This window comes from uncultured Microbacterium sp. (genome assembly GCF_947488465.1).
Lineage (GTDB): Bacteria > Actinomycetota > Actinomycetes > Actinomycetales > Microbacteriaceae > Microbacterium.
The window spans coordinates 1-25,340 of record NZ_CANKZA010000007.1 but is presented as its reverse complement, the minus strand read 5'-3'; the positions used below and the strand labels follow the sequence as shown (position 1 = coordinate 25,340).

Sequence of the window (25,340 nt, the reverse complement as noted above, 5' to 3'; positions counted from 1 at the left end):
CCTTCGCCGGACGGTTCGAGAGAACCACCTACTGATGAAAACCGCCGGACCCCACACACCGTTTATCGGACAGTCCCCCCGAATGAGCCGCAGACGCAGCCGTGCCGCTAACGATCGTTTTCGGTTTGTAACGCCATCGATAAAACAGAACGGAGTTGCGCTTCAACGGCCGAATGATCGACGCCACCCGCACTGCATAGTCCTCATTCAGCGACGTTGTCGAATTGTGCTCGTGCTCGTTCGACGTCGGGCAGGTGCAATGTCGTCCATCGGAAAAGAGCGTCGATGAGGTCCTGGAGACCATGCCCGACTGGAGCGATGCGGTACTCGACCGCCATCGGTCGGGTGCTCACGACCACGCGGTTGACCATGCCGTTGCGCTCCAGTCGCCGAAGAGTGGCGGTCAGCGATTTCTGGCTGATGGCGGGGATCGCTCGGCGCAGCTCGTTGAAGCGCATTGCTCCGTGTTCGCAGAGTTGGTCGAGTACGTGGAGCGACCACTTATCGAGTAGCTGATCGAGCAACTCGCGGTGGTCTTCGGTGAGGGGAAGTGTGGGGTCAGTTACCTGCATGTGGGTTCGTCAGGACAGCCCGGGGCCTTCGGGGTGGAGGCTGGTTCCGGGGGCCTGGTAGTCGTCGACGCGCTTGGGCGCGGCGGTCCTCTCGATCATCGTCATGGTGTCGTTGAGGCGTTCCACGAGTCGGGGCGCTGCTTCGGAGTTGGCGGGTAACTGCATGGATGGCACGACCTCGTTGAGCGCGATGCGGTGCATTTCCGTGAGCAGGGGTGCGGTGGCCGGCGTGATCTGGTTGGACGCTTGGGCGTACTGGGTGAACGCGCGGAGCTCGGCGAGCCAGGCGGCGGCGCCTCGGTTCGTGGCAGCGACGGTGCGGCCTTGGGTGAGGGCTTCGAGGGCGGTGTCTTGGTCGTAGTCCTCGATGGGAGCGTCGTAGAGCTCACCGCTGCGGGTGACGATCTTGACGCGGTTCAGGGGCGCTTCGGGGGTGATCTGTGCGAGCAGGTCGCGGGTTCCGGTCCAGCCTCGGTCGTGCTGTTCGAGTGTGGTCCAGCGGGGTTCTCCCCCGGCCTGGTGGTCGGTGAAGTAGCGGCCGGCGGCGGCGATGAGGCTGTCGCGGCGTGCGGTGGCGAGGGCGACGATCTCGGTGCGGAATCCGGTGTCGCGGAAGTTGCGGGCGGTCGCCAGGGTGAGCGAGGGGGTGTGGAAGGTGCCCTCGAGTTGGAGGGAGTGGCGATGCTCTCGTGCGTAGTCGATCGCGTTCTTGACCCAGACCGCGGTGGCTTGGGCGAGGATCGGGCCGGCGTCGAAGGGCCGATCGCGGACAAGCTGCGCGTAGTCGGGGTGGAAGGCGCGGAGGTTGTCGCCTGAGAGGGGGACGATTCCGGGGTAGTCGCGGGCGATGCGGGAGGTCGCTTGCGATTTACCTGCGCCTGGTTGGCCGCCGACGAGGACGATGGTGGGTTCGGCTTCGGGTGCCAGGTTGTCCGGGAAGTAGTAGGGCCGGATGTCCTCGTCGAAGATGCGCTGGAGCTCAGCGGGAGTGAGGGGGTCGCCGAGCATCAGATCGCCTGTGCAGACAGTTCCTGGATGCGCGATTCGATGTGAGCGGCATGGGTGTCGATCGCCTGCCGGTCGTACCCGTCGACGGCGAGGGTGTCGTCCTTCCAGCGGATCATCTCGGCACGGATGCTGGCGGCGTTGTCCGGGTCAGTGGTGGAGCGCGCGGTGTTGACCAGCAGGTGCGTGAGCATGGTGTGCCGCTCCTGCATCTTGTCGTAGGCGACGGTGTCGTTGGTTCGCCATGAGCCGCTCATGTCTTTGCCTTCCGTCGTGGTCAGGGTCCAGTTTACCGAGGGGGGTGGACAGGCTCAGGGGACTGGCGGAGAGTCAATACTGAGGGGTGCAGTATTGGTCGGTTGCGCGGAGCGTCGACCTTGCGGTGTGCGACCAGATCGACGGCGAGCATCACCAGGATCACGCCCAGGACGGCGAACCACGCCCACAACGGCACTGACATATCAAAGACCTCCACGAATACTCGTGAAGGTCTCATCGGCCTGACGGCCCTGCGCACCGGATCCCGAGGCGGGAACGTATTGACGATGCGGAGCGAGGATTACTCCCCTTCTTGCCCCACCAAACAGGAGAAGTATGCTTCACGTCAAGTCGGCTCGCGAGAAGTTCCCGGAACCACGGTCAAAAGATGGGCGAGGCTGGGGGCGCTTTCGCGGTGTTCTGGCGGGACTACGCTGTCTTCGGGCTGCTCGTCGAGCGGCACGGCGAAGTGGTGGTGGCGGGTGAAGGGTTCGGGGTTCGACGTCGATGCCGGGTTGCGGCGATACCCGTGGGTGTCGAGGGCCATGAACGCGGAGGCCGTTTACGGCACCGTTCTGACCGCTGGGCTGATCTCCGCGTTCTCTCTCTACAACCCGGGACTGCCGGTCCTGATCGCGCGCACCATCGGCACCGTCCTGGTGTTCTGGGGTGCACACGTCTACGCCGAGATCGTCGGCAACCGCGCAATGAGCTGGCGAGAAGCGGTCCGCGAAGGCCTGCAACGCTCCGCCGGACTCCTGTGGGCACTCATCGTCCCGGTCGCCTGCCTGACCGCGGCCGCGCTCCTCGGACTATCGATGGATGCCGCCGTAGACATCTCCTTGTGGGGAGGCGTCGTCACCCTCGCCATATTGGGATGGTGGGCGGCCCGGCAACGCAACGACCCCGCCCTGGTGAAGGTGGTCACCGCCGCCGCGACGGCAGGCATGGGACTCGCGCTGATCGCTCTCAAAGCACTCGTGCACTGACCGCGCCCCGGCATCCGCTGAGCCGAGCGGTAACGCGCGTGTCTTAGTGGATGTCCAGTAACGCGCGGATGAGGTCGCCCACGGTATGCGCGGCGTTCGCAGGATGCCGCAACGGACGGTCCTGGTACAACACATAGTGGTTGCGCCGACCGCGCTTCTCCCGCTCCAGGTATCCGGCGTCCTCGAGATCGTTGAGGATCGTGAGCGCCGAACGCGTGGAGATCCCGACCTCCGCGGCGATATCGCGCACAGTGGCGTCATGGTTAGCCGCGATCGCGAGCAACACGTGCGCGTGATGGGTCAAGAACGTCCACTCCGCCATAGCTCCCATCCTCCCAGGGCTGCGCCTACCGGCATGCCATCCAGGATCTGCGGCGGCTGAGATCAGGCCGCGGTGGGTGCGTGCTCGGCTGCGTCAGATGCCGAAAAGATGGCCAGGGGTTCACCGATGTGATGGTCCCTGTCCAGCGGGTGCCGCAACGGCCGGTCCGGGTTCAGCCGGTAGGTGTTGCGCCGTCCGACCCGCTCCCGGGTCAGGTACCCCTCCTGCTCGAGCTCGCTGACGATGCGCTGCGCCGCCCTTTCGGTCACCCCCACCAGGGTCGCCACATCTCGCAACAGAATCTGCGGATTGGCCGCCACACACAGCAGGACGTGGGCGTGATTCGTGAGAAAGGCTTCCCCACCAAGGCGTCATCGTGCAAGCCCACCACGACCTGTTCAGGAAACACGGCGAGGACATGCATACTTGGAAGTCCAAGCGGAGTGCTCCGCCACAGTCGGCTGGTCATTACGGATGCACGCCGCATCCCGGGCCACCGGTCCTCGATCACGAGGATGGAGAAGACCTTGGCGCTGATCCGCTCACGCCACTGTTAGGACCCCGCTGTGAACATCACCCCGCTCGTCTGGACCATCACGATCGCAGTCACGATCGCGTTCTTCGTCTACGAGTTCTACACGCACGTGCGCAAGCCCCACGAGCCGACCATAGGCGAATCCGCCCGCTGGTCGGCCTTCTACATCGGTCTCGCGCTGCTGTTCGGCGTCGGCATTGGAATGGTGTCAGGCTGGACGTACGGCGGTGAGTACTTCGCCGGGTATCTGACCGAGAAGGCGCTGTCGATCGACAACCTGTTCGTCTTCCTCATCGTGATGACAAGCTTTGCCGTGCCGAAGATCTATCAGCAGAAGGTGCTGATGATCGGCATCGTGATCGCACTGATCCTCCGCGGCATCTTCATCGCCGTCGGCGCGACGCTCATCGAGAACTTTTCGTGGGTGTTCTATGGATTCGGCGCACTGCTGCTCTTCCTCGCCTACCGGCAGGCTTTCACACACGGCGACTCCAACCCCGCCGACGGCAGGTTCATGCGCTTCGTGCGCCGCCATATGCGCGTGACCGACGAGTACCACGGCGACCGCCTCACAATCGTGCAGCAGGGGCGCCGCTGGGCCACGCCGATGCTGCTCACCATCATCGCGATCGGCTTCGTCGACCTCATCTTCGCGGTCGACTCGATCCCGGCGATCTACGGGCTGACCGAAGAGGCGTACATCGTCTTCACCGCCAACGCGTTCGCGCTCATGGGCTTACGCCAGCTGTTCTTCTTGATCGGCGGCCTGCTGGAGCGGCTGGTCTACCTCGCGCAGGGGCTCGCTGTCATCCTGGCCTTCATCGGCGTGAAGCTGCTCATCCACGCCCTGCACAAGAACGAGTTGCCGTTCATCAACGGCGGCGAGCCGATCACGGTGATCCCCGAGATCCCGATCTGGCTCTCGCTACTCTTCATCGCCGGGACGATCGCGGTGGCGACCATCGCCAGCCTCATCAAGACCCGCGGCGACCGCCGCCCAGCCGAGTAGGTCTCAGCCGATGACACACAGAAGGAACTCTCGTGAGCATCCTGCACCGCGCTGATCCCTCCCCCCGACCCCGAAAGACCCGGCGCCCGGCCGATTCGGCGGGCGTACGCTGACGAAGGGCTTGACGTTCGATGAACGGCGACCTCATCCTGAACATCGCGCTGGTCATCGCCTTCGTGCTCATCGGCGGCGTCTTCGCACGCACCGAGATGGCGCTGGTCACCCTCCGCGAGAGCCAGGTCAACGCGATCGCCGCGCGCGGCCGGCGTGGTGAGCGCACCGCCGCGCTGGCACGCAACCCCAACACGTTCCTGTCGGCGGTGCAGATCGGTGTGACCGTCGCAGGGATTCGCTTCGGCCGCCTACGGTGCGACCTCCATCGCACCGTCTGTCGCTCCGCTGTGATGCATCAGACCAGACATTGATGCAAATGCCCTGCCGAGGTTCCCGATCTCGGGGCCAACCTCTTTCAGCAACGCCACAAGTACCCACTTCCCGCTGCGGCGTGGGCTCGACCTTGCTCTCATTTCATGATGCATCAGACGGCAATATTGCTCGCTTGGTGAGCCGCTTGATCTGGTCGGGCTGGAAACCCGACCAGTGATCGTCGTCGTCGACGACGACGACGGGGGCTTGCCGGTAGCCGAGTTCCTCGGTGACGTACTCGAGAGCGGCGGGCACTTCGGTGATGTCGACCACCTCGTACTCGAGGTGCGCGCTGTCGAGGGCGCGATAGGTCATTTGGCACTGCATGCAGTTCGGCTTGGTGTAGACGGTGATGCTCATGACCCCTCCTGATGTGTGAACCCGTTCCTGGTAAGCGGAGCTAGACCGGTTCGAGGGAGTGGCGCGCAACCTGCAAGGCGACGCCAGTCGGCCCCGGAGGGGCTAGCGCGCCGCGAGCGTCCGGTCATGCTGGAGCGGCAGGAACGGGGTGCGCTCAGGAGGGTGCGGGCGGGAGTCATCGGGACATTCCGCGGGTGTCTGTTGCAGGGATCGCGTCCGGGCCGGTGTGGATGATCCGGGGCTTGGTGATGGGCGCGGGATCATCGGTCGGTGTGTTCTCGGGCTGGGGGTCCTTGGGCTCGGTCATGGCGCGCAGCTGCGCGTCGATGCGTTCAAGGTTGGTTCGGGCTTCCTGGAGTGCGTCGCCGTGCTTGAACGGGGCGCTCAGAGAGCGGACGGCTTCAGCGCGGGCCTCGGTTTCGGCAGCGATCTGCTGCTCGGTGTGTTCGATGAGCGAGGGGAGGTTGGCGATGCGGTGCTCGAGCATCCGGATCGCGCCGATGTCTTCGGGGTCGGTGAGTTTCTTGCGGTCGACCTTCACGGTGGCGGCGGGGATACCTTCAAGCCCGAACTCGACAAAGACGGTGCCGAGGTCGGTGCGGGTGCGCGCGGTGATGAGGAAGCCGGAGATCTCACCGATGATTCCCTTGGTGGTGTCGTAGCCGGGGCGGGCGTAGTGGATGCCGGCTGATCCGGCCCACCGGACCAGGGCGGCGGCGGCGTCCACGCGCTTGTCGCAGTGGCGTCCGTAGATCGAGATGCGGAAGTTGTCGCCGGCGAGGTCACGCACGCGAGGCGCAGCTGCGGCGTAGGCGGCGAGGTTCGCGTTGAGGATTCCGAGCCGTTGGTCGGCGTTGCGGATGGTGCCGTCGAGGGTGGAGCGGTTGCGTTGCCAGGCGCGCTCGAGGCGTTCCAGCCGGGAGGACTCGTTGATGGCGATGGACCGTTCCAGCAGTAGCGGGTTTCCGCTGGCGAGGGCTTTGGCTTCGGCAGCGCTCAGGGAGTCGTCGCCGAGGTCTTGCATCTCGCGCACGTCGAGGCGTCCACGCATGACCTGGTTGATGAACTTCGACTTCCGTTCGATCGCCTGCCACATGTAGGCCGAGAACGTGCCGGTGGTGACGTACTGGAAGATCCCCACTTCGGGGTTCTGGTTGCCCTGCCGGATGATGCGCCCGTGGCGTTGAGCGACGTCGGCAGGTCGCCAGGGGCAGTCGACGTCGTGCAGCGCGATCGCGCGGGCTTGGACGTTGGTGCCGACGCCCATCTTCGCGGTCGAGCCGATGAGAACAGCGACGCCGCCTTCGCGTGCGGCGCTGAACAGTCGCGCTTTCTCGGCGTCGTTCTTGGCCTCGTGAACGAACCGGATGCCGTCGGCGGGGACGCCTCGCTGGGTGAGGACGAGCTTGAGCTCGTCGTAGGCGTTCCACTTCTCGCTGGGGGTGCCGAGGTCGCAGAACACGATTTGGAGGGCGCCGGGGACCGGGGACGGCTCCCCCGTGCGGGTGTCCCGATAGGTGTTGTGCTTGTTCTGGTGGTAGATCCGCGCGATGTTCTCGGCGACGTCGTGGAGAGCGATGGGTTCTGCGCCGACGTCGGCGTATTGGTCGACCAGCCGGTAGTCGACGGCTGCTTTGCGTCCGTCGCTGGAGACCCACAGCATGTTGTCGACCTTGCCGTTGATCTCGCGCGGGATGCGCTGCTGGATGCGTTCGGCGCGTTCCCCGAGGTCGGCGACATAGTCCATGACGCTGTCGCCTGCGGTGAGGGCGACGGTCTGCGGGAGCCGCTTCCCGTCCTCGCGGAGTTGCAGTGCGGGGACGGGGAGGTTGAGGTCTTCGGCGGTCTTCACGTCGGCGAACACATGCCACATGCGGAGCATCTCGGGCACGTTGACGAACTTCGCGAACCGTGTTTTGAGACGGAACGCTCCCCCGCCTTGTGGTGCCATCTCCACGTCGGTGACTTGTTGACCGAACGTTGCGGCCCAGGCGTCGAACGCTTCGACGCCGGCCTTACGGAGCAGGTCGGGCCGTAGGTAGCGCTGCATGACGTGCGCCTCGGTGATGGAGTTGGCGATCGGTGTCGCGGTCGCGACGGTGACGACGCGGGCCCCGTGGGTGTTGCGGAGGTATTCGAGCTTCATCGCCATGTCGGTGGCGCGCTCGGAGCCCTGGATGTTGGCGTCGGGGGTCTTCGAGGTCGTGCTGAGGTTCTTGTAGTCGTGGAACTCGTCGACGACGAGGTAGTCGATCCCTGTGGACTCGAAGGTGATGCCGGGGTCGCGTTCCTGGTCGAGCAGGTTCTTCTGCTTTTCCTCGAGGGCGGCGAGACGCTTCTCGATCTGTTTGACGGTCATCCGGTCTTCGCCGGTTGCGTCGGCGAGGGCTGCTTGCAGTGTCTGAACTTCGTGATCGAGGAAGGCGGTCGCGGTTTCGGCTTCGACGGGGAGCCGGCGGAATGCCTCGCGGGTGAGGATCACCGCGTCCCAGTCGTTCGATGAGGCGCGGGCGACGAACAGTCGTCGCTTGTCTCGGGTGAGCTGCTCGCTGTTGGCGGCGAGGATGCGCGCTTGCGGGTAGATCTGCAGCCATTCGCGGGTGAACTGCTCGAGCATGTGGTTGGGGACGACGACGCCGATCTTGGTGGCCAGACCCATCCGGCGTAGTTCCATCGCACCGGTGACCATTTCGGCGGTCTTCCCGGCGCCGACCTCGTGGAACAGGCCCACGGCGGGCTCGCGGAGCATTCGTGCGACAGCGGCGCGCTGGTGGGGGCGGAGCTGGAAGCTCGCGGCCATGCCGGGGAAGGTGAGGTAGGCGCCTTCCCCGTCGTAGGAGCGCAGGACGGTGCTGTTGAATCGCCGGTTGTACTCGTCGGAAAGGTCGCGGGCGCGGGCGGGGTCCTCCCACACCCACTCCTCGAACCGTTCTTGGAGCAGTGCTGCTTTCTCTTGTGCAGCGGCTGTCTCGGTCGGGTTGAGGACTTTACGGGTGCGGCCGTCCGCGTCTTCGTACTCGTCCTCCACCTTGATTTCGACCTGGTTCGCGAGGCGCTCGAACAGGTCGGTTGCGGGCCGGCGCGCGGTCCCCCAGTCGGAGGTGGCGCGCACGGATCGACGGTTCGCGTCACGTACCTTCCAGGTCGCCGGCAACGGGTTGCTGACGCTGACCTGCGGGTCGTTGAGTAGTTCGCGGAGGAACTCCTGGTGGTAGGCGGGGCTGATCCAGACCGCGCCGACGCGGGCAGTGATCTCTTCCGGCGTGAGCGGCGTGGGCAGCACCTGCTCGAGGGCGCTCACGTTGGTTGCGAATCGAGGGTCTGCGGTCGCGGCGGCTGCGGCGCTGGTCAGTTTGCTGCGCACGTCGCCGGATAGATACTCGGCGGCAGGGATGAGCATCCCTGTGTCGGGGTCGTCGTAGACGAGCTCGGCGAGCTGGTGGCGGGCATCCTCGGGGGATTCGCCGAGCATCTCGGCGATGTAGTCGAGGTCTACCGTCCCGTCGCGGTTGAGGCTGAGGTTGAGCGCGTCGGAGGGGGTGTCTGCACCGAGCTTCTCAGGTCGGGGCAGGATGACGCGCCGTTCCAGCAGGGCGGCGGGTTCCGCCTTCTGCGTGTTCTCGTCGAACACTTCGAGGGCCATGACCAAGGGGCCGAAGGGGTCGGTACGCAGCAGGCGCGTGGCGGTGGGCACCCGCCTGGACATGATCGGGTTGCCGTCCTCGTCGACACGGCCGGTGGGTGTCTCCTTGTACCGGTTGATGGGGCCGAACCGGGCGACGTACTTTTCCCATTGGGAGCGGAGGGCCCGACGGCCAGCGAGGATCTCGGCGGTGTCGTCGAGGCTGGCGCGCTCCATCGCGAGCTGGGTTACCGCTTGCGTGCGCAGTGCCAGCAGCGCCCGCATCTCGGCCGCGGCGGACTTGGGGACGTTCATGGACTCGCGACCGCTGCGCGTGCTGACGGCGAAGGTCCCGTCCTCGAGGGCGTGGATGGCGCCATCCCAGGCGTCGGGGTCGGGAAGGTCGATGACGGGGCCGGCGGTGGCCTGACGGGGCGTGAAGACACGACCGGAGTCGCGCGCTTCCGCGACGATGCGCTCCAGCGCGGTATGAAGCGCGCGGGGAACGGCCTCGAGGTCGTTGGGGACGACCTGGAGCGTCTGCGACCCGTGCATGCCGTTCGTGACGTGGAGGGTGCCGAGCACGTTCTCGGGACGCCGGTCGAAGTAGGTGTTGATCTTCATGGTCGCGCCGTCGATGGTGTGCGCCGTGACGCCTTCCCACAGCCGGTCGGAAGGTGCCGGCTCGTTGAGGTCGCGGCGGCGGAAGATCAGGAGGTCGGTGACGGCCTCGGTCCCCGCTGTCCGCTTGTGCGCGCCGGTAGGGAGGCGCACGGCGCCGAGCAAGTCGCCGTACATGGCCATTTCGCGGCGGGCGGCGGGGTTCGCCTGGTCCAACGTGAAGTGGCTGGTCAGGACGGCGACGATACCGCCAGGGCGGGTCAGGCGGAGCGATTTCAGGATGAAGTGGTTGTGGATCGAGTGCCCGTTGGCGTTGTCGATCGGGTCGTGGAGAGCGAACTTGCCGAAGGGGACGTTGCCCACGGTGGCATCGAAGTAGTCGCTGGGGATCCGCGTCTCCGCGAAGGACTCGCTGCGAATCGCGGCGTGCGGGTACAGGTGTCGGCTGATGTCAGCGGTCACAGGGTCGAGCTCGACGCCGGTCATAGCGGCGCCGGAGGGTGCGTGACCAATGAAGGTCCCGCTGCCGCTGCCCGGTTCGAGGACCGCTCCCCCGTCGAATCCAAGATCTTTCAGCGCCCGCCAGACTTCGGTGACGTACTCGGGGCTCGTGTAGTGAGCGTTCAGGGTGGTGCGGCGCGCCTGAGCCCACTCTTTGTCGGTGAGCAGTTCGCGGAGTTCTTCGCGTTGGCGGGACCATTCCGGTTTCCCATCATCGAAGACCTCCGGGATGGCGCCCCAGCTGGTCCACCTCGAGAGGATGAGCTGCTGTTCAGGTGTGGCCGTGGCGCCGGTGTCGCGCAGGTCGCGCAGAGCGCGTAGCGCTGCGGCATTCGCTTCGTACCGGGCTCGGGGGCCACTCGGGACGAACGGTTCAGCGGAAGGACGAAACGCGACTACAGGGCGGGGCTGGTTGAGTCCCTCGTCCAGCGGTTCTCCACGCTGGTCTCCCAGATCGAAGAGTGCTCCCGCAGATACTCCAGCGGGGATGACGCTGCTGCCATCTCCTGCAGGAAGGTCAACGGGAGCATCCAGCGTCGCTGGCTGTCCTCCCACGTCAGGCCGTGATCCGCGTCCCCATCCAGCTGGTCCTTCATCTTCCAAGCCCAGTCCAGCAAGGAGTCCTTCGTCTCGCTCGTCGTGTCTTCCCACTCCTCGCGGTTGAGTTCCGGGGAGGCCAGAGCGCCCTCGTTCTCCATCGCGATTTCCTCCGCGCGGAGTCGTGCCGCGTTCAGTCGCGCCACCTTCTCGAGGTACTCCTCCCCCGGATGATCCGCGCCGGCCAGGGTCGGGATCAGGTCGGCGACCGCCGTCGCGATCCTCTCCCCCATTGCCGTGAAGAACTCCTGCGGATTCGGCAGCTGCTCGAACGCTTGTGGGCGATGCGTCTGCCAGTGCTTCATCGCTCGCTGACCGTAGTGATTCATTGCTCTCCTGCTGCGTCGCGGTGTTGACCAGATCGTCAGTGCGAGATGAGCCTGACCGTACAACATCGCGGCGTGCAGGCTCTGGGCTGTGCTGAGCATTTGAGTCCCCTTCCGAGTCGAAGTGCGTCTGCACTTGCTCGTCTGACACGCCCCACAGGTCGAACTCGAGCTGCGTGGGTGGAGCCATGTGGCGGCGGCGAGCCATAAATCCCCCGTACGATCCGGCAAATCTTGCTTGCCGCGTACGGTATCACCACGCCGAATAGTTTATTTATTCGGTTTTAGTATGCCTCAGCCTGTTGCCGTTTGAGGGTCACGGCGTGATGGATTCGCGCAAGGCAACCTCATCGTCGCCCTTCAGCTTGTCGGCTCGTTCGAGCAGCATGTCTACCGCGACGCGGATCAGGGTGTTGTCGGTGATCCGCGGGCCCTTCCCCTTCTTCGCGCGGTTGAGGCCGCGAGCAAGCTCTCCTAGAGCGGCGATCTGGTCGCTTCGAAGCCGGGTCTCCTTGCGCGTAAGCGCGAGGTAGAGAGGCTGGTCGACCTCGAGGGCGAGTTCGACACGGGCGGGCGTCTTGCGGGGAGCAGGCTTCTTAGCCGCTTCTGGCCGGGGCGCCGGGACCTGTTCGGTAGCCGGTGCTGGCGTCGGTGCAGGGGCGGATGCCTCAGCCGGGACGTCTCTTTCAACCGCCTCGAGTAGAAGACCAAGCTTCTGGCGAGCCATGTTCAGTTCTCCTTCGCGGGGGTGTCGTTGGCCCACATCGACATCAAGTCCATTGCGACGTGGGTGTAATCGAAGATCGCGTTGTGGTTCTGTCGCGTGTCCGGGTATTGAGTGACCACGCGGCCGAGCATCGGCGCATCGGCATGCGCGGCGTACTGGCGTACGTGCTGACGGAACCGAGGAAGCCCCATCCGGTCGACAAGCTCTTGCCAGTCTTCGAGCTGTCCTGCGCGCCGCTGATCGATCTTGCTCAGCAGCACGCGGTACGGCAGCTCGCGCGGCTCGATGTGCTGGCGAATCGTTCGCACGAGCGCCGGCGTATTCAGGGGCTCGGGATTCAACGGCAGAATCGCGAAGTCTGCGGCGTCGAGAACAGCGGACAGCACGCTCGTGTCCTCGAGACTTCCCGGAGTGTCGACAAAGATCGTGTCGTAATCGAGCTCTCGCAACCGAGCAAGATTCGTCGGATCCACGTCGTCTGCGAAGTCGAACGGGAGATCCTCCCCCGCATTGGTCGCCCACCAGGTTGTCGACAGCTGCGGGTCGACGTCAACAACAAGCACCCGCGAATGCTTGGCCATCACTGCGGCGAGATTCATTGTGGTGGTGGTCTTGCCGACGCCACCCTTCTGACCTACCAGGGCAACAATCCTCATGCGTTTATCCCATCTGGTTTAGCAGCCTCAACCCGTTACCGACTGCGGCGAGTCTGTAACTCTGTAAGTAACAGAGTTACAGACCGCCACTTACAGAGTTACAGAGTTACAGAGTTACAGACTTACAGAGTCTAAGTTACAGACTTACAGACTTACAGAGTCAAAGTTACAGACTTACAGAGTCGGTGCGGGCTCGCCGACTCGTCTGCATGGCGGCGATGATGGCGTCGATGGCGTCGGCCTCTGCCTCGATGCGAGCTCTCGTGGCCGCGTCAGCGGCCAGCCGTGCTCGTTGCGCAGCGAGACGTTCGTCGCGTTCACGGATGCTTTGGATTGCTGGCGCGAGTTCCTCGGCCCCGATTGTGCGCTCGATGAGCCAGGCGAGGTAGCCGGCAGGGTTTCGCTGGTCGGTTGGATCAGCGATGCGGAGATTCGACTCGCGAGCGGCACGGTTGATCCGGTCCAGCGCCTGCCCTGCCGTCCAGCCGCGTTCGCTGAGGCGTAAGCGGTGAATGATTCGAACTAGGGCGCCGATGTGGCGTCCTGGGCGGCGCAGCCACGGGATTTGCCGCTGCAATTCGGCGGCGAGCCGTTGATCCTGGAGGGGGAGAGGCTCGCGATCCGGTTGAGCTTTTGCCGTCATTGCGGGCCGCCGCGAAGCGGTGGCCGTCCGCGCGCGCGGTAGCGCGTGCGTTGTTGGTGTTTTAGGGACGTGAGTTACCTGCTCTCCTGACGGAGAGACAGGTAGGTGGACACTCTCCACAGATCGTGGATCTCGCTGGGGCGCGGCTGTGCGGGGGAGTGCCGGCATGACCAAGGCCCGCGTAGAGGCGGCGCGGAGCTGGTTGCCACCGTGTGTACGGCGTGCCTCCTGGCGCTCAGCGCTGGTCAGGTAGCGGCCCGCCACGACGGTGACAGCCAGCCCCAGAGCCTCGAGCAACAAGCGCGCCCTCTGCACGGTCTTGGCGCTCATCCCGAGGGACGCAGCAACCGTCTCGTGGGCGGTACTGACTCCTCGGCCGGTTCGTTGGTCAGCGGATTTGCGGTCGGCGTACGCGACGCGAAGGAGGGTGTCCGGCGCGACCTTTGCCGCGCGCCGAGCCGCTTCTCCCTGCTCGGTGCGAAGGGTGTCCATGACGACGTCGAACCATGCCTCACCGGAGGTCCACGCGCGCAGCTGGTCGTGGGTGCCGGACGGTGCGGGGAGCGACCAAGAGCCGTTGCGGGCGCGCGACACGCCGTCTGTAGGTGCCTCTGTCGTTGATTTTTGGGCAGCACGAGCTACCATGAAGTCGTCTCCTTCCGCTGGAAGTAGGCACGACGAAGCCCCGCCTTCCCGGGCGGATCTTCGGTTCTTGCTTCACCTGGATCTGTTTGGCGACGCACCAGATGAAGTGACTCGAGTTTTGAGGCCCGCTACGGCGGGCCTCTTCTCATTGGGCCGCGTCTATAGGCAGCTCCCCATCTCTCGGCTCGGAGGACCACGTCGCAGGCAGGCCCTGCAGAGTGATCTCCACGTTGGCCATGATGTGTTCGAACATCACGGCACGGCTCACACCAGCGCGCTCAGCAAGCTTCTCGAGCCGCTCTTTGGCCTCACGCTCTACCTCCCACCCCAGAGAAACGGGGTCGTGGAGAGTGCCGCGAGGGCGCCGACTGATACGAGACATGGCGCCAGTTAACCCGAGGGCTTGGGTTAACGCGGGAGAACACGCCGAGATAACTCTCGGGTTTACCTTGCGGAAGGCGGGGGAGTGTTCAGAGCTCGCCGATGGCGTCGCCCAGCCGAACCCACATCTCGGAAACGACGTCTTGATCGACCGTATAGAGGACGGTCTGGCCTCGCTTTGGTTCGCTCGGCGTGGTGACCAGGACGCCGGCCTGAACGAGAACCGACAATGCCTTGGCCACGGCGGGGTACCCGACGCCGAGCGCGTCGGCGATCTGTCCGCGACGGACCGGTCCGTGCTTGCGGACGTAGCCGATGATGTTGGCTCGCAGCATGTTGCCCAAGGCGTGGATGGGGTCCTCCATGAAGTCACTCTCATGGGGTCGGACGTACTTGGGCATTCACTCATGATGCCGCACCGGTTTCGTCTAACACCACGTGGATAATCTTCCTATTCACCTTTCGAGCGAATAGTTATAGTATCAACTACGCCAGCACGGAAGGGAAGGGGAGGGGATCATGACCATCGCTCAGATCACCCCACGCCCCTGGCAGCCTATGTCCCCCGTATGGGGGACATACCGCTTGATCAGCACAATTCCTGGTTATCCACAAGGGAAGCGGTCCCCGAGGCAGTGTCCGAGGTACCTCGGTATCGTGTTGGGGCTGGGCGCGTCCGTGTCTGGTCTGTGCCACACGGTCGCAGCCCTCACCGTGGTGGGGGGTCCTCATGGCTAAGCGACCAAAGTCGCTGGTGATCGGCAGCACCATCGGAGCCGTCGTCCTCGTGCTGGCGCTGGTGCTCATCCTTACCTCCACCCTGTTTGGCGGGTCCGATGAGACCCCGACGACCTCACCGTCACCGAGTGGGGGCGGAGCGAGTGAACCGTCTCCGAGCGCGTCCGGGCCGGTGGCACCGGGCACGGGGGAGCCCACCGAAGATCCTGGAGCTGCTCCGGTTGAGGGTTGGGTTGCTGAGCCGTCGACGTCCGACCCACAGGAGTACGCCGAGGCCGCGCTCCGCGCCGTTACAACCTTCGACCCCTCGAAGACTTCCCGCGACGACCTGCTCGCCCACCTCGAGTCGTGGATGACACCCGCGACCGAGGTCGACGGCCAGATCAACCAACAGGTCACTGATGAGAACAAGCGGCTCCTTTCACGTGACGTCGTGTTGGATGCCGAGCAGTGGGAGTACGTCGCGAGCATCAAGGGAACGGTCGAGGGCGAGTACGGAGAGCTGGAGCTCGTTTCTTCAATCGAGGAATTTGTTGAGTACGGATACGTGGTCGACGTGCAGCAAATGGTGCGTCCCGGCGACGGTCAGACAGATGCGTGGGCTGAATCCCGCACCCTGTCTGTTCTGGTCGAGTGCAGCGACCGTGTGAAGCTGAGCGACACGCAGACTTCCGGCGACTGCAAAGTCGTGCGCTGGAACGAGCTGACACCCGAGGACGGGTGAGCATATGCCCGCTCCGATCGCTCTCGCTGCGGCGAAATCGCCGCGGACCGGCAGGGTGCTTCGCGCCGTGCTCGTTCTCGCAGGCGTGCTCGCGGTCGGGTTCGGGGCAGCCGTCTTGGTGCTGCTCCCGGCATTCTTCGGTGCACGGGCGTCCGCGGGGACCGCGCCAGAGGCCGGCATCCCGGCAGACCTGCCGGGGATGGTCTACCCCGTCGACGGCGACTGGGGTTTCCCGGTCGCGGGGGAGTACACGGTCACCAGCAACTTCGGATACCGCGCTCACGTTGCCCCACACGACCATTGGGGCATCGACCTCGCCCAAGGCTGTGGTGCACCCATCGTGGCTGCGGCATCGGGAACTGTCACGTTCGCCGGGTTCGCTGCGGGCGGCTGGGGGAACCGCGTGAAGATCGCTCATTCCCCTTCTGTGACGACCGCGTACGCCCACATGGAGACAGGCTCAATCACGGTCTCCGAGGGCGACGTGGTGGAGGCCGGTCAGCGGATCGGCTCCGAAGGCAACACCGGCGTCGGCACTGGCTGTCACCTCCACTTTGAGGTCTACCAGGACGGCACCCGCATCAACCCTCAACCGTTCATGGCCCAATACGGCGTCACGTTCTAAACGAAAGGCACTTCCGTGAATCTCATCTCCATGACCACCGTCCCGGACATCGAACCCAACTTCAACGCTCCGTGGTTGCAGGGCATCCAGGTGATCGCGTCTTACGTCCTCGCCACGGCGTTGATCGTGGTGTTCATCATGCTGATCATCGCCATCCTGTCGCTGGCGCTGCGCGGCATTTTCCCGGACGGCGTTCGGGATTGGGCGGGCAAGAACATCGTGGTGATCTTCATCGCAGCCGCAGCGCTCGGCGCAATCAGCGGCCTCTTCCAGTGGTTCATTAGCTTCGACTTCGGCTTCTAATGACCTGGCTGCTCCGAGCACTCACTCTCGTCGTCCTGGTGGCGGGCATGGTCGCCGGGTCCGGCGTCAGCGCGTCCGCTGCACAGGCGTCGAGCGCGGCCGGGGCGGTTGTGAATCAAGCGGCGATCCCGAATGACCAGGAGGTCACGGGCGCGCCGTGGTCGGCGCCCGCCCTTCCCGTCGACTGCAGACAAACCGCCGAGACGGTGCAGTGCACCCCCGAAAACTCGGACGACAACGTGGAGACCGCTTGCTATTCAGGCGTCAAGACGAGCAGCGGATTCGTCACCGTTTGCTCGTCGGCGGGTGCGAACCAGAGTGCGCTTGAGTCAGTAGGGGTCAAGCTGGACTACCAGTGGGGATGCAAGTTCGGAGACCTGGTCTGCAGCACACTCGAGGGGTCGGCTGAACTGCTGTCAGCGGAAGCGCTGAACATGTCTGCTCGCGCGGCGGCGGCGCTCCGATTCAACACGGACAACCTGCTCTGGACCGTTGCTCTCGAGCAGTGGAGCTTCTGGGCATGGGCGGTACTCGTCGTCGTTCTCGTCGCGGGCATCATCGCAATCACCCGAGCGGCAGCGACGGGAAGCACCAGCGACGTTCTCTGGGCGATCGTCCGCACCGGGCTGACGTTCCCCTTGATCCAGCTGACCCTGTGGCTACTGGGACGTGTGCTCAACGCGATCGACCTGCTGGTCTTCTCGATCTTCGCTGACGCGGACCTCTTCGGAACGATGAACACCATGCTGTTTGGCGCGGGCGGCACAGTTCACCCGCTGGGCGGCATTCTGGCGACGGGCCTCGTGTTCATCGCAGCACTGGTCATCTTCGTTGTCCTCACCATCCGCAACATCGGGATCGCGTTGCTTGTCATGGTGGGCCCGATCGCATGGATGCTTTTCCCGCTCCAGCAAGTCGGCAAGGAGTGGATCGTGCGGTACGCGTCGGCGCTCGGAGCCCTGCTTCTGACAGGGCCGATCATGATGAGCGCGTTCAAGTTCGTCACGGACGGACTTAGCTCCGTGAGCTCGGTCTGGGATCCGCGGGTCTGGCCATTCATGCTGACCCTGATCGGGTTGTGCTTCGCTCCGCTCGCTGTCTTCTCCCTGTTCTCGTTCGCAGGGGGCAGTGCAGTGGACGCCGCTGCAGGTTCGGCCACACGCGCGGCAGGGTCTGCCGGGGTTCGCGCCGCCCGCGCCGTGCCGCGTCCCCGCGTCGGCCAATCTCCTGCGGGTGTGGGGGCTTCTGCCTCATCGGCAAGCCGCAGTGGAGGACGCGGAAGCTCTACAGCGGGTAGAGCATCGGGCGCGGGGTCGGGTGCTGCTCAGCCCGCCCCTGCTCGTCCTGCGTCGCCGTCCGGCGCAGGCGCGGCTCCTTCGGGCGGTGGTGCAGCCGCTACTGCCCCACAGACGCGCGCCGCGCTTCGTCAGAGTGAGGGCGGCCAGAAGCCGCCTCGACCGAATGGAGGTGCGCGATGACTTCGGCGATCGAAAAGGACATCGCCCGACCGGCGAACCTGCCCGCTCGTTCTTCTCAGGGGGTCGTCCTGGGCCTGGACCCCTGGCAGGTAGTCACGCTGCTGGTTGCTGGGGCGGTGCTCCTGGTGAGCGTACAAACGGCAGGCCCTCCCGGTCTGCTCACGTCAGCGCCGTTGTATGTGCCGCTGGCGGCGGCGGCGGTTATCCGCCGGCGCGGAATGTCGTTACCGAGGTGGGGAGCTGTCTGGATGAACAAGAAGATGCGCGACGCACTCGGCGCAACCAAGGAAACGTACGCTCCGGAGGCGGCACGCCCCGAGCGGGTTGGCGCGCTACGTCTGCCGGGACGACTGGCGTCCGTCGAGATGTGGCAGGCCGGCGACCTCGCCGCCGTCTATGACCCGCACGGCAACTCGATCACCGTGATGGCAGAACTCGAAGTCCCCGGATTCTTGATGAAGGACCTCCACGAACGGCTCGAGCTCGCGGATCGCTGGGCGATGGTGCTGTCCTCGTTCACCCAGCGGCCCGGCGTGAAGCGCGTGGCCATGCAGGAGCGCACCTTCCCCGCAACGATCCGCGTTGCGCGGGACTACTTCGAGCAGCATCGAGGCGAGCTGAACGTTCCCAGCGCGCATGACCGCTACCAGGCCGTGATGGACAAGGCGGAGGGTTTCGCGGTCGCACACCGCAACTACCTGACGCTGACCTATGACCTTCTGAAGCTGTCCGGTCAGCTGAAGGCGCTCGGTGGTGGGAAGAATGCCGCCGTGCGGCTTGCTGCCCTCGAGGCCGGGAACGTTCGCGACGCCCTCGCGGGTGCAGAGGTTGAGGTCCGTAAGTGGTTGGGACCGCGCGACGTAGCCGCTCTGGCACGCACGGCGTTCGACCCGGCGTCGATCCCCGAGGTCGAGAACCGCACCGGCGCGCAGACCGGTGTGGACCCGGTGGCGATGGGTCCGACGTACATGGAGGAGCCGAAGAACAACCACGGCATCGTGCACACCGATTCCGGCGTGCACACGACCATGTGGATTCACGAATGGCCTCGCGCGGCCGCACCCATCGGGTTCGTGAACGACCTCGTGTTCGCGCGTCACCCCGTCGACGGCAGCGCAATCTCCCACATCTTCACCACGGTGATGACACCGGTCCCCATCAACGAGGCGTTCAAGCGCATCAAGAACGAGAAGCGGACCTGGCGGTCCAACCAGCGTATGAAGGCTCGCCGTGGCGAGGATGACAGCGCCGTCGACAACGCCGACTATCAGGCGCTCCAGGAGCAGGAGGACGGCCTCGTCGCGGGTCACGGCGAATACCGCTACGGCGGCTACCTCACGGTCACTGCTAGGACCGAGGACGAGCTGGAGCAGGCCGTCGCCGGGGTTCGCAACGCGCTCTCGCGGGCTGGGATGGAGGCGCAGATTCTGTACGCACAGCAGGGCGAGGCGTTGCTGGTCAACGCGCTCCCGATCGGGCTGGGGCTGAGGTGATGGGCGACCGTCGAGAGGCGTGGGTCTTCGAGGACGCCAAGCTCACCGCGAAGGAGCGCCGCAAGCTCCGGAAGGAGACGCGGGCGGGGGCGAAGGTCGTCGGACCGGTGCCCGACAAGACGCAGGCCCGTCTCCCCGCCCCGTCTGCGCCACGCTGGGGCAACGGGATGCTCGATCACGGCTACTGGAATCTGATGCCGATGGACATTCCTCCGCACCGGGCCACCACACGTGATCTGGCCGCGATCTACCCGTTCGTCGCTGACAGCGGGATCGGTGCGCGCGGCCCCATCCTGGGAGTCGACCTCAACGCTGACAGCCTGTTCTGCTTCTCGCCCTGGGATGCATACCTGGACGAGAGCGACCGAGGCACCCTGTCCACGAACATCTTGGTGATGGGGGCGTACCGGGCCGGCAAGTCCGGCACGATGAAGTGCCTCGTCGGACGATCCTTCGCCTGGGGCTACCAGGCGGTTGTCCCCTCTGATTCGAAGGGCGAATGGGTCGCCCTTGCGGAGAAGACTGAGGGCGGTCTCGTGATCCGTCTGGGCGGGCCGGGGGCGCCGCGCCTGAACCCGCTGGACCGTGGCCCGATGCGCACCGACACCACGGAGTCTGAAGACGAGATGATCGTCCACCAGCGCCGCATCACGACGCTGGTCCAGCTGCTCGAGATGACGAACGCAGGGCACTCACTCTCACCCGCTGAGCACAGCGCCGCCGTGCTCGCGCTCAACATGGCCATTGAGGCAACCCGCGATCGTCCGACGCTGCGCGAAGTTCACCGCCAGTTGGGACGAATCATGGTGGACGACACTCTCGATGTGGAGCGCAAGCCGCGCGACGCGGCAGAGGACGTTCGGTTGCTGCTGAACCGGTTCGTCACGGGCGACCTCTCGGGCATGTTCGAGGACGAATCGACCGTCGAGTTCGACCAGGACGCGCCCATCGTCGTCGTCGACACCTCCGAGCTGTTCCAGCGCAGCGAACTGGTCGCCCAGATCGCCCAGGTCTGCACGACGAGCTGGGTTCAAGCCGTCATCTCGGACCGCAACTCCCGGCGCAAGCGCTACCTCATCCGGGAAGAGGGCTGGCGCGACATGACCAGCGTGCAAGCCCTGCAGATGTATCAGCAGTGGCTGAAGCTCTCCCGCCACTACGGCATCTCCAACATCGTCATCCTGCACAAGATGGGGGACCTCGACGCGGTGGGCCGTGAAGGGTCGCAGGAGCGAGCCCTCGCGTATTCGGTTGTACAGGACATCGAGAACAAGTTCATCTTCCGGGTGAACCACCAGGAAGAACGCAACCTCGCAACAAAGCTCAACCTGCCCGAATCCCACGTGCAGATCGCACGGCGACTTCGGAAGGGCGAGTTCCTCGCCTACATCGGCAAGTTCGCGTACGTCGTGGACTGTTTCAGCACCTCCACTCCCGAAGAGTTCGAGCTCTTCAAGACGGACGACGCGATGATGACCGACCGCACCGTCCCTGGATCCTCTCCTGACCCAGCCCCGCTCTCTCTCGATGAGCTGTGGCCGGCGCCGCTCGAAGACGCCACCGACGAATGGTTGGCCGCAGTGCCAGCTCAGAACGAAGGAGCATCATGACCACCACTCGGCCTATCGCCCGTGCCGCCGTCCTCGACGGGTACGCCACATTCACTGCTCCGGACGGGACCGCTCGACGCCTGCTCGTCAACGGCCCCGGCGAAGACATTCGCCGCACCGTCATCGAGCACGCTCAGCAGCTTGCTGCCAGCATCGGCCACGACATCGAGCTGGTAACGACGGGCGACCTCGGTTCCACGCACCTCATGATCGGCCCCGAGGGCTCGGTCTCGCAGGTGATGGTGGAGAACGATCTTCAGTCGCTCAGTGAACCCTCCGGCCTCCACCGGGCGGCCGACACCCTCCGGCAAGGCGCGATGATCGACACGGTGCGCCCCACACGTCAGCGCACCCGGGAAAGCGTGGAGCCTCCCGCCCCCCGCGTGGCGGAGCAGGAACCGCCGACCGCGGCGCCCGAGGATGAGCAGCCCACTGCCCGCCGTCGCCCGTCGTTCATCACTCCGAACGAGGAACCGACCGTGGAAGCCACCGGCTGGCGGCGAGCCCTGGGCATGAAAGCCAGTCCTCGCGAGGAGGAGCTCGCTGCCGCCCAGCGGCTCGTTTCCAGCCACTGGCCGGAAATCAAGCGCATTTCCGTGGTCAACGGCAAGGGCGGCGTCGGGAAGACCACCGCCGTGGCGTGTGTGGCCGCTGCGTTCGCCCGCTTTGGAGGTGGGGGAGTGCTCGCCTGGGACAACAACCCCACGCGCGGGACGCTCGGGTGGCGGACAGAGTCCGCTGCGCACTCGGCGACCATTCAGGACATGCTCGAGCATGCTGACCGGCTTCTCGAGCCGGGGATGCCGCTGTCCACGATCGCCGGGTACGTCCATCACCAGACCGAAGACCGTTACGACGTTCTCCGCTCGAACCCGGAGATGCTGGCGATCCGTCAGCAGATCGCGAACGCGGAGTTCGACAAGCTCGTCGCAGTCACCAACCGCAACTACCGGCTGGTCGTGTTCGACTCCGGTAACGACGAGTCTGCGGAGCGTTGGCTCCGGATGATCGACCACTCACACCAGCTGGTCGTGCCCACCCTGGCCGCACCGGAATCAGCGGAATCTGCCACGTTGCTGCTGGAGGCCCTGGAGCAGCGGGACGAGTATTCGGCTTGGCTCGCGCGCAACGCCGTCGTGGTCGTCACGGACGGCGAACGCAACGCGCCCACGCAGCGGATCGCCGACGAGTTCCGCGAGGCCGGCTACCGCACTGAAGTAGTGCCGTTCGACCCTGAGCTGAAAAGCGGCGCCCTACGGTTTGCGCGCCTGGCGAAGCCCACCCAGGAGGCCTGGCTGCGAGTCGCGGCCGAAGCGGCACGGGCGTTCTAGCGCATGGGACGCGAACGCTCGTCGCTCATCACCGTGGGTGTCCTCTCGGCGTTTCTGGCCGTGGGGCTCGGGTTCGTCCTGCTGTGCGAAATGCTCATCGAATCCACCTGCGGGCAGCGTCCCGTCGCGGCGCACCCGTTCGCGGCAGTGCAGCTGCTGTTCACCGGCACCCCGGACGGGTACGAGGCGATCGCCGGATGCGAGTTCCCGGTCGGTCTGATTCAGGGAGTCACGATCGCCGCAACCGTCCTGCTGTTGGTACTGACCATCGGCGGGGCAATCGCCTACGCCCGGTGGAAGCAGACCGACGCGGCGTTCATCGCTGACCTTCGTTCCCGGCCTGGTTTCGCGACCGCGCGGGAAGTGCGCAAGCACCTCTCCGCTGGCTCCGTCCTGCGCCAAGCGAAGACGCTGCGTCCCGGTTTGGCACGGAAGGCGACACCCGCCGACGTGGGCTGGCCGCTGGGGGAGTCACGCGGGGTCGACGTGTACGTGTCGATCGAGGACTCCGTAGTCCTGGAGGGACCGCCCCGTGGCGGTAAAGGCTTCCGGGTTCTTATCTCGGCCATCATCGACTGGGCTGGTCCGCTCATCACCACGTCTACGACCAACGACAACCTCACCGCGACCCTGCGGTCCCGTCAGCAGCGTGGCCAGGTCCACGTGTTCGACCCGCAGGGGCTGTCCGGACTGTCGCAGACGCTTCGCTACAGCCCCATCAGCGGGTGTGAGGATCCGCTGGTGGCAACTCAGCGGGGCCGTGCGATCATCAACGGCACGGCTCTGGGAGCTTCGGCAACCAACGGGGAGTGGGCAGACGCGGCCGCGACCGTTCTCGCTCGCCTCCTGCACGCCGCTGCGGTCGGTGGCATGTCCGTTGCTGACCTCTACAACTGGGGTTCCACACCCGGCATGGCCCGTGCCGCCGTGGACGTTCTTCGCGTCGACGGCACTCCCGGCTGGGGAGACGGCCTCGAGTCGATCCTCGACGGCGATCCGAAGCTTCTGTCCTCGCAATGGTTCGGCGTTCAGAGCGCCGTCGCACCTTTGGCGATTCCGCAGATCCGCGAGACCCTCTCGCCAGGACCGGACGACGTCGTCTTCGACCCTCATGCGTTCCTGTCGGGGGAGAACACTCTCTACCTGCTGGGCTCATCGAGCGGCGCGACCGCGATGGGCGGGTTCCTCTCCGCGATGCTCGATGACATCGTGGAGGTCGCGCGTCGTAAGGCGTTGTCCTCGCAGGGCTCTCGTCTGCCCCTTCCCCTTGGTCTGATCCTCGATGAGATCGCGAACATGTTCCGTTGGGATGCGCTACCTCGCGTCATGGCTGACGGTGGCGGCCGCGGCATCTGCACCTTCGTCGTCCTGCAGGCGCTGTCCCAGGCGGAGACCAGCTGGTCTGCCGCCGAAGCGAGCACGATCTGGAGCGCGGCTACCGCGAAGATTCTGCTCGGCGGGGCTGGCGATGCGGCTCATCTGCGAGACATTGAGGCTCTGCTCGGGCTGCGGAACACACGCCGCACCCAGAAGTCGTGGAACACCCGCGAGGTGGGCCATTCCGTCAGCGAGCAGCATGAACGGCTGCCTCTGATGACCGTCGACGAGATTCGGCGGATGCCCACCGGCATCGGTCTACTCACGTACCGGAACCGTCGCCCCGCTCTGCTCGAGCTCGACGGCTGGATCGAACGTCGCGACGCTCGCACGATCAGCGCAGGCAAGAGTGCCCTCGAAAGGGAGCAGCAGGCACACTTCGCAGCCGCCGAGCTGGCGAAGGTCACGGATCGGCGCGAACCCCAACCCGTGCAGGCGGACGATGTCTAACAGCCGCCGCGCCGCACACGCCAACCGTTACCGCACCGGGTACCTCCGGTCGCGGCAGTGGTTTGCGCGGCGTGACCGCTGGTTCCGCGAGCATGGGTCGCTCCGGTGTGCAGGATGCGACCGGGAGGCGACCCGAAGCCAGGTCGAACTGCACCACCTCTCGTATGAGGGCGTGCACTACGCCAACGGAGGTTGGAGCGCGCAGGAGGCTCACGACGACCTCTGGCCGATGCACCCCGCCTGCCACGAGCTGCTGCACCGAATCATCGACAAGGACCCCGTTCTCGCCCGTCACCGCAACCGCCAGCAGGCGTCCGAGGCGGCACGCAGACTGATCCGAACCCGGTTCGGAGTGGGAGGCACACATGAGCAGCGCTGACGACTGGTCACCTGAAGAGGCCGAAGCGGCTCTGCTCGAAGAGCTGTCTGGCTTTGACTTCGACAATCGTGCGACCGGCGCTGAAGCAGCCGCCGGCGAGGTCGTGAACTGGCGCGAGCTCGAGGATGCACGTGCCCCCGAAGTGTGGACCGACCTTCGCGGATGGGTGGAGTGGTTCACCCTCCGCTACCAGATCAGCACCTCCGTGGTCCCCAACTGCTGGTGGAAGCATGGCCGACTCGTGGAGGAGCTCTCCGCGCTCCGCAGCGCCCACGCGGCACTGTTCTCCACCGAGGACAGCGGCCTCGGACCGATCGGCTGGCACGAGCGACTCACGCTTGCCCTGCAACGGATCAAGGAGGCATCCAGCGGCCTCGGTTGCACCTCCGGGCACGTGTCGAAGAAGTCGGTCCGCGACTGGAGCGCCGTGGACGACACCAACGAATGGGAAGCCTGGATCACTCAGGGCCACGGCACCCGTTGACTCCCTGCACCGTGCAGGGGCGAGAGAAGGGATGACAGATGAACACAACGAAGATCCCCGTCAGCCTCGAGGGCCGGCTAACTGTGATGTCCAGGGACGTTGTTGCGTGAATCGCTCGTGATTTCTGAGGGGTGAAGGCCTCCGGTTGCGAGA

General features: G+C 65.3%; 25 protein-coding genes and 1 pseudogene. 13 read left to right on the top strand and 13 right to left on the bottom strand.

The genetic code is table 11. The features are described from left to right. Positions 1-203: 203 nt before the first annotated feature. From Q0653_RS13750 to Q0653_RS13735, 4 genes are all read right to left on the bottom strand, one after another. The gene (locus tag Q0653_RS13750; RefSeq protein WP_298945300.1) at positions 204-572 is read right to left on the bottom strand and encodes a helix-turn-helix domain-containing protein; all 369 of its coding nucleotides are present in this window, start codon (positions 570-572) and stop codon (positions 204-206) included. A 9-nt stretch (positions 573-581) separates the two neighbouring features. Then, positions 582-1,580, bottom strand: a complete 999-nt coding sequence (locus Q0653_RS13745) for a zeta toxin family protein (RefSeq protein ID WP_298945298.1) — start codon at positions 1,578-1,580, stop codon at positions 582-584. After that, positions 1,580-1,834: a hypothetical protein gene (locus tag Q0653_RS13740; RefSeq protein ID WP_298945296.1), complete on the bottom strand. Its 255-nt coding sequence runs from the start codon at positions 1,832-1,834 to the stop codon at positions 1,580-1,582. The genes Q0653_RS13745 and Q0653_RS13740 overlap by 1 nt, the downstream gene beginning before the upstream one ends. 347 nt (positions 1,835-2,181) lie before the next feature. Then, positions 2,182-2,382 (bottom strand): hypothetical protein, encoded by a 201-nt coding sequence (locus Q0653_RS13735; protein ID WP_283716593.1) that lies wholly within the window; start codon positions 2,380-2,382, stop codon positions 2,182-2,184. On the opposite strand from Q0653_RS13735, the gene Q0653_RS13730 reads away from it, so the two are divergent. Continuing rightward, positions 2,381-2,824, top strand: coding sequence for a hypothetical protein (locus tag Q0653_RS13730; protein WP_147040074.1), 444 nt, complete (start codon positions 2,381-2,383; stop codon positions 2,822-2,824). The genes Q0653_RS13735 and Q0653_RS13730 overlap by 2 nt on opposite strands. Positions 2,825-2,867: 43 nt before the next feature. Here the strand turns inward: Q0653_RS13730 and Q0653_RS13725 are convergent, their stop codons facing one another. Further along, the gene (locus Q0653_RS13725) at positions 2,868-3,146 is read right to left on the bottom strand and encodes a winged helix-turn-helix domain-containing protein (protein ID WP_147040076.1); all 279 of its coding nucleotides are present in this window, start codon (positions 3,144-3,146) and stop codon (positions 2,868-2,870) included. Between the two features lie 62 nt (positions 3,147-3,208). Beyond that, positions 3,209-3,466, bottom strand: a complete 258-nt coding sequence (locus Q0653_RS13720; protein ID WP_298945280.1) for a winged helix-turn-helix domain-containing protein — start codon at positions 3,464-3,466, stop codon at positions 3,209-3,211. Between the two features lie 246 nt (positions 3,467-3,712). Here Q0653_RS13720 and Q0653_RS13715 point away from each other — a divergent pair, with 246 nt between their 5' ends. Together Q0653_RS13715 and Q0653_RS13710 are read left to right on the top strand one after the other, a co-directional pair. After that, complete coding sequence (locus Q0653_RS13715) at positions 3,713-4,690, top strand: TerC family protein (protein WP_298945279.1); 978 nt, start codon at positions 3,713-3,715, stop codon at positions 4,688-4,690. 131 nt (positions 4,691-4,821) lie between these two features. Then, positions 4,822-5,092: pseudogene (locus Q0653_RS13710) on the top strand (CNNM domain-containing protein); the annotation flags it as partial. 126 nt (positions 5,093-5,218) lie between these two features. Here the strand turns inward: Q0653_RS13710 and nrdH are convergent. The 7 genes from nrdH to Q0653_RS13675 all read right to left on the bottom strand — a co-directional run bounded on the left by nrdH (position 5,219) and on the right by Q0653_RS13675 (position 14,560). Beyond that, positions 5,219-5,476 carry a glutaredoxin-like protein NrdH gene (gene nrdH / locus Q0653_RS13705; protein WP_298945277.1) on the bottom strand — a complete coding sequence of 86 codons (258 nt, stop codon included), beginning with the start codon at positions 5,474-5,476 and terminating at the stop codon, positions 5,219-5,221. A 175-nt stretch (positions 5,477-5,651) separates the two neighbouring features. Continuing rightward, entirely contained in the window at positions 5,652-8,276 is a 2,625-nt protein-coding gene (locus Q0653_RS13700; protein WP_298945302.1) for a DEAD/DEAH box helicase family protein, read from the bottom strand. Positions 8,277-10,615: 2,339 nt separating this feature from the next. Next, positions 10,616-11,245 carry a hypothetical protein gene (locus tag Q0653_RS13695; RefSeq protein ID WP_298945275.1) on the bottom strand — a complete coding sequence of 210 codons (630 nt, stop codon included), beginning with the start codon at positions 11,243-11,245 and terminating at the stop codon, positions 10,616-10,618. A 214-nt stretch (positions 11,246-11,459) separates the two neighbouring features. Continuing rightward, positions 11,460-11,870, bottom strand: a complete 411-nt coding sequence (locus Q0653_RS13690; protein ID WP_298945273.1) for a hypothetical protein — start codon at positions 11,868-11,870, stop codon at positions 11,460-11,462. Positions 11,871-11,872: 2 nt separating this feature from the next. Then, the gene (locus tag Q0653_RS13685; RefSeq protein WP_298945272.1) at positions 11,873-12,526 is read right to left on the bottom strand and encodes a ParA family protein; all 654 of its coding nucleotides are present in this window, start codon (positions 12,524-12,526) and stop codon (positions 11,873-11,875) included. 166 nt (positions 12,527-12,692) lie between these two features. Further along, positions 12,693-13,169, bottom strand: a complete 477-nt coding sequence (locus Q0653_RS13680) for a hypothetical protein (protein WP_298945270.1) — start codon at positions 13,167-13,169, stop codon at positions 12,693-12,695. Positions 13,170-14,284: 1,115 nt separating this feature from the next. After that, entirely contained in the window at positions 14,285-14,560 is a 276-nt protein-coding gene (locus Q0653_RS13675) for a winged helix-turn-helix domain-containing protein (protein WP_298945268.1), read from the bottom strand. Between the two features lie 365 nt (positions 14,561-14,925). Here Q0653_RS13675 and Q0653_RS13670 point away from each other — a divergent pair, with 365 nt between their 5' ends. The 10 genes from Q0653_RS13670 to Q0653_RS13625 are packed head-to-tail and all read left to right on the top strand — an operon-like array spanning position 14,926 to position 25,187. Continuing rightward, positions 14,926-15,657: a hypothetical protein gene (locus Q0653_RS13670; RefSeq protein ID WP_298945266.1), complete on the top strand. Its 732-nt coding sequence runs from the start codon at positions 14,926-14,928 to the stop codon at positions 15,655-15,657. Between the two features lie 4 nt (positions 15,658-15,661). Next, positions 15,662-16,282 carry a M23 family metallopeptidase gene (locus Q0653_RS13665; RefSeq protein WP_298945264.1) on the top strand — a complete coding sequence of 207 codons (621 nt, stop codon included), beginning with the start codon at positions 15,662-15,664 and terminating at the stop codon, positions 16,280-16,282. A gap of 30 nt (positions 16,283-16,312) precedes the next feature. Then, positions 16,313-16,585: a hypothetical protein gene (locus tag Q0653_RS13660; protein ID WP_298945262.1), complete on the top strand. Its 273-nt coding sequence runs from the start codon at positions 16,313-16,315 to the stop codon at positions 16,583-16,585. Further along, positions 16,585-18,063: a hypothetical protein gene (locus tag Q0653_RS13655; RefSeq protein ID WP_298945260.1), complete on the top strand. Its 1,479-nt coding sequence runs from the start codon at positions 16,585-16,587 to the stop codon at positions 18,061-18,063. Before Q0653_RS13660 ends, Q0653_RS13655 begins: the two co-directional genes overlap by 1 nt. Then, on the top strand, positions 18,060-19,556 hold the full coding sequence (locus Q0653_RS13650) for an SCO6880 family protein (protein ID WP_298945258.1): 1,497 nt from the start codon (positions 18,060-18,062) through the stop codon (positions 19,554-19,556). The genes Q0653_RS13655 and Q0653_RS13650 overlap by 4 nt, the downstream gene beginning before the upstream one ends. Continuing rightward, complete coding sequence (locus tag Q0653_RS13645) at positions 19,556-21,166, top strand: hypothetical protein (protein WP_298945256.1); 1,611 nt, start codon at positions 19,556-19,558, stop codon at positions 21,164-21,166. Before Q0653_RS13650 ends, Q0653_RS13645 begins: the two co-directional genes overlap by 1 nt. Next, positions 21,163-22,497, top strand: coding sequence for an AAA family ATPase (locus Q0653_RS13640; RefSeq protein WP_298945255.1), 1,335 nt, complete (start codon positions 21,163-21,165; stop codon positions 22,495-22,497). Before Q0653_RS13645 ends, Q0653_RS13640 begins: the two co-directional genes overlap by 4 nt. 3 nt (positions 22,498-22,500) lie before the next feature. Further along, positions 22,501-24,324 carry a type IV secretory system conjugative DNA transfer family protein gene (locus Q0653_RS13635; protein ID WP_298945254.1) on the top strand — a complete coding sequence of 608 codons (1,824 nt, stop codon included), beginning with the start codon at positions 22,501-22,503 and terminating at the stop codon, positions 24,322-24,324. Continuing rightward, positions 24,317-24,703 carry a hypothetical protein gene (locus tag Q0653_RS13630; RefSeq protein ID WP_298945252.1) on the top strand — a complete coding sequence of 129 codons (387 nt, stop codon included), beginning with the start codon at positions 24,317-24,319 and terminating at the stop codon, positions 24,701-24,703. The genes Q0653_RS13635 and Q0653_RS13630 overlap by 8 nt, the downstream gene beginning before the upstream one ends. Further along, a complete protein-coding gene (locus Q0653_RS13625; protein ID WP_298945251.1) occupies positions 24,690-25,187 on the top strand; it encodes a hypothetical protein in 498 nt (165 codons plus the stop codon). The genes Q0653_RS13630 and Q0653_RS13625 overlap by 14 nt, the downstream gene beginning before the upstream one ends. Positions 25,188-25,340: the final 153 nt, after the last annotated feature.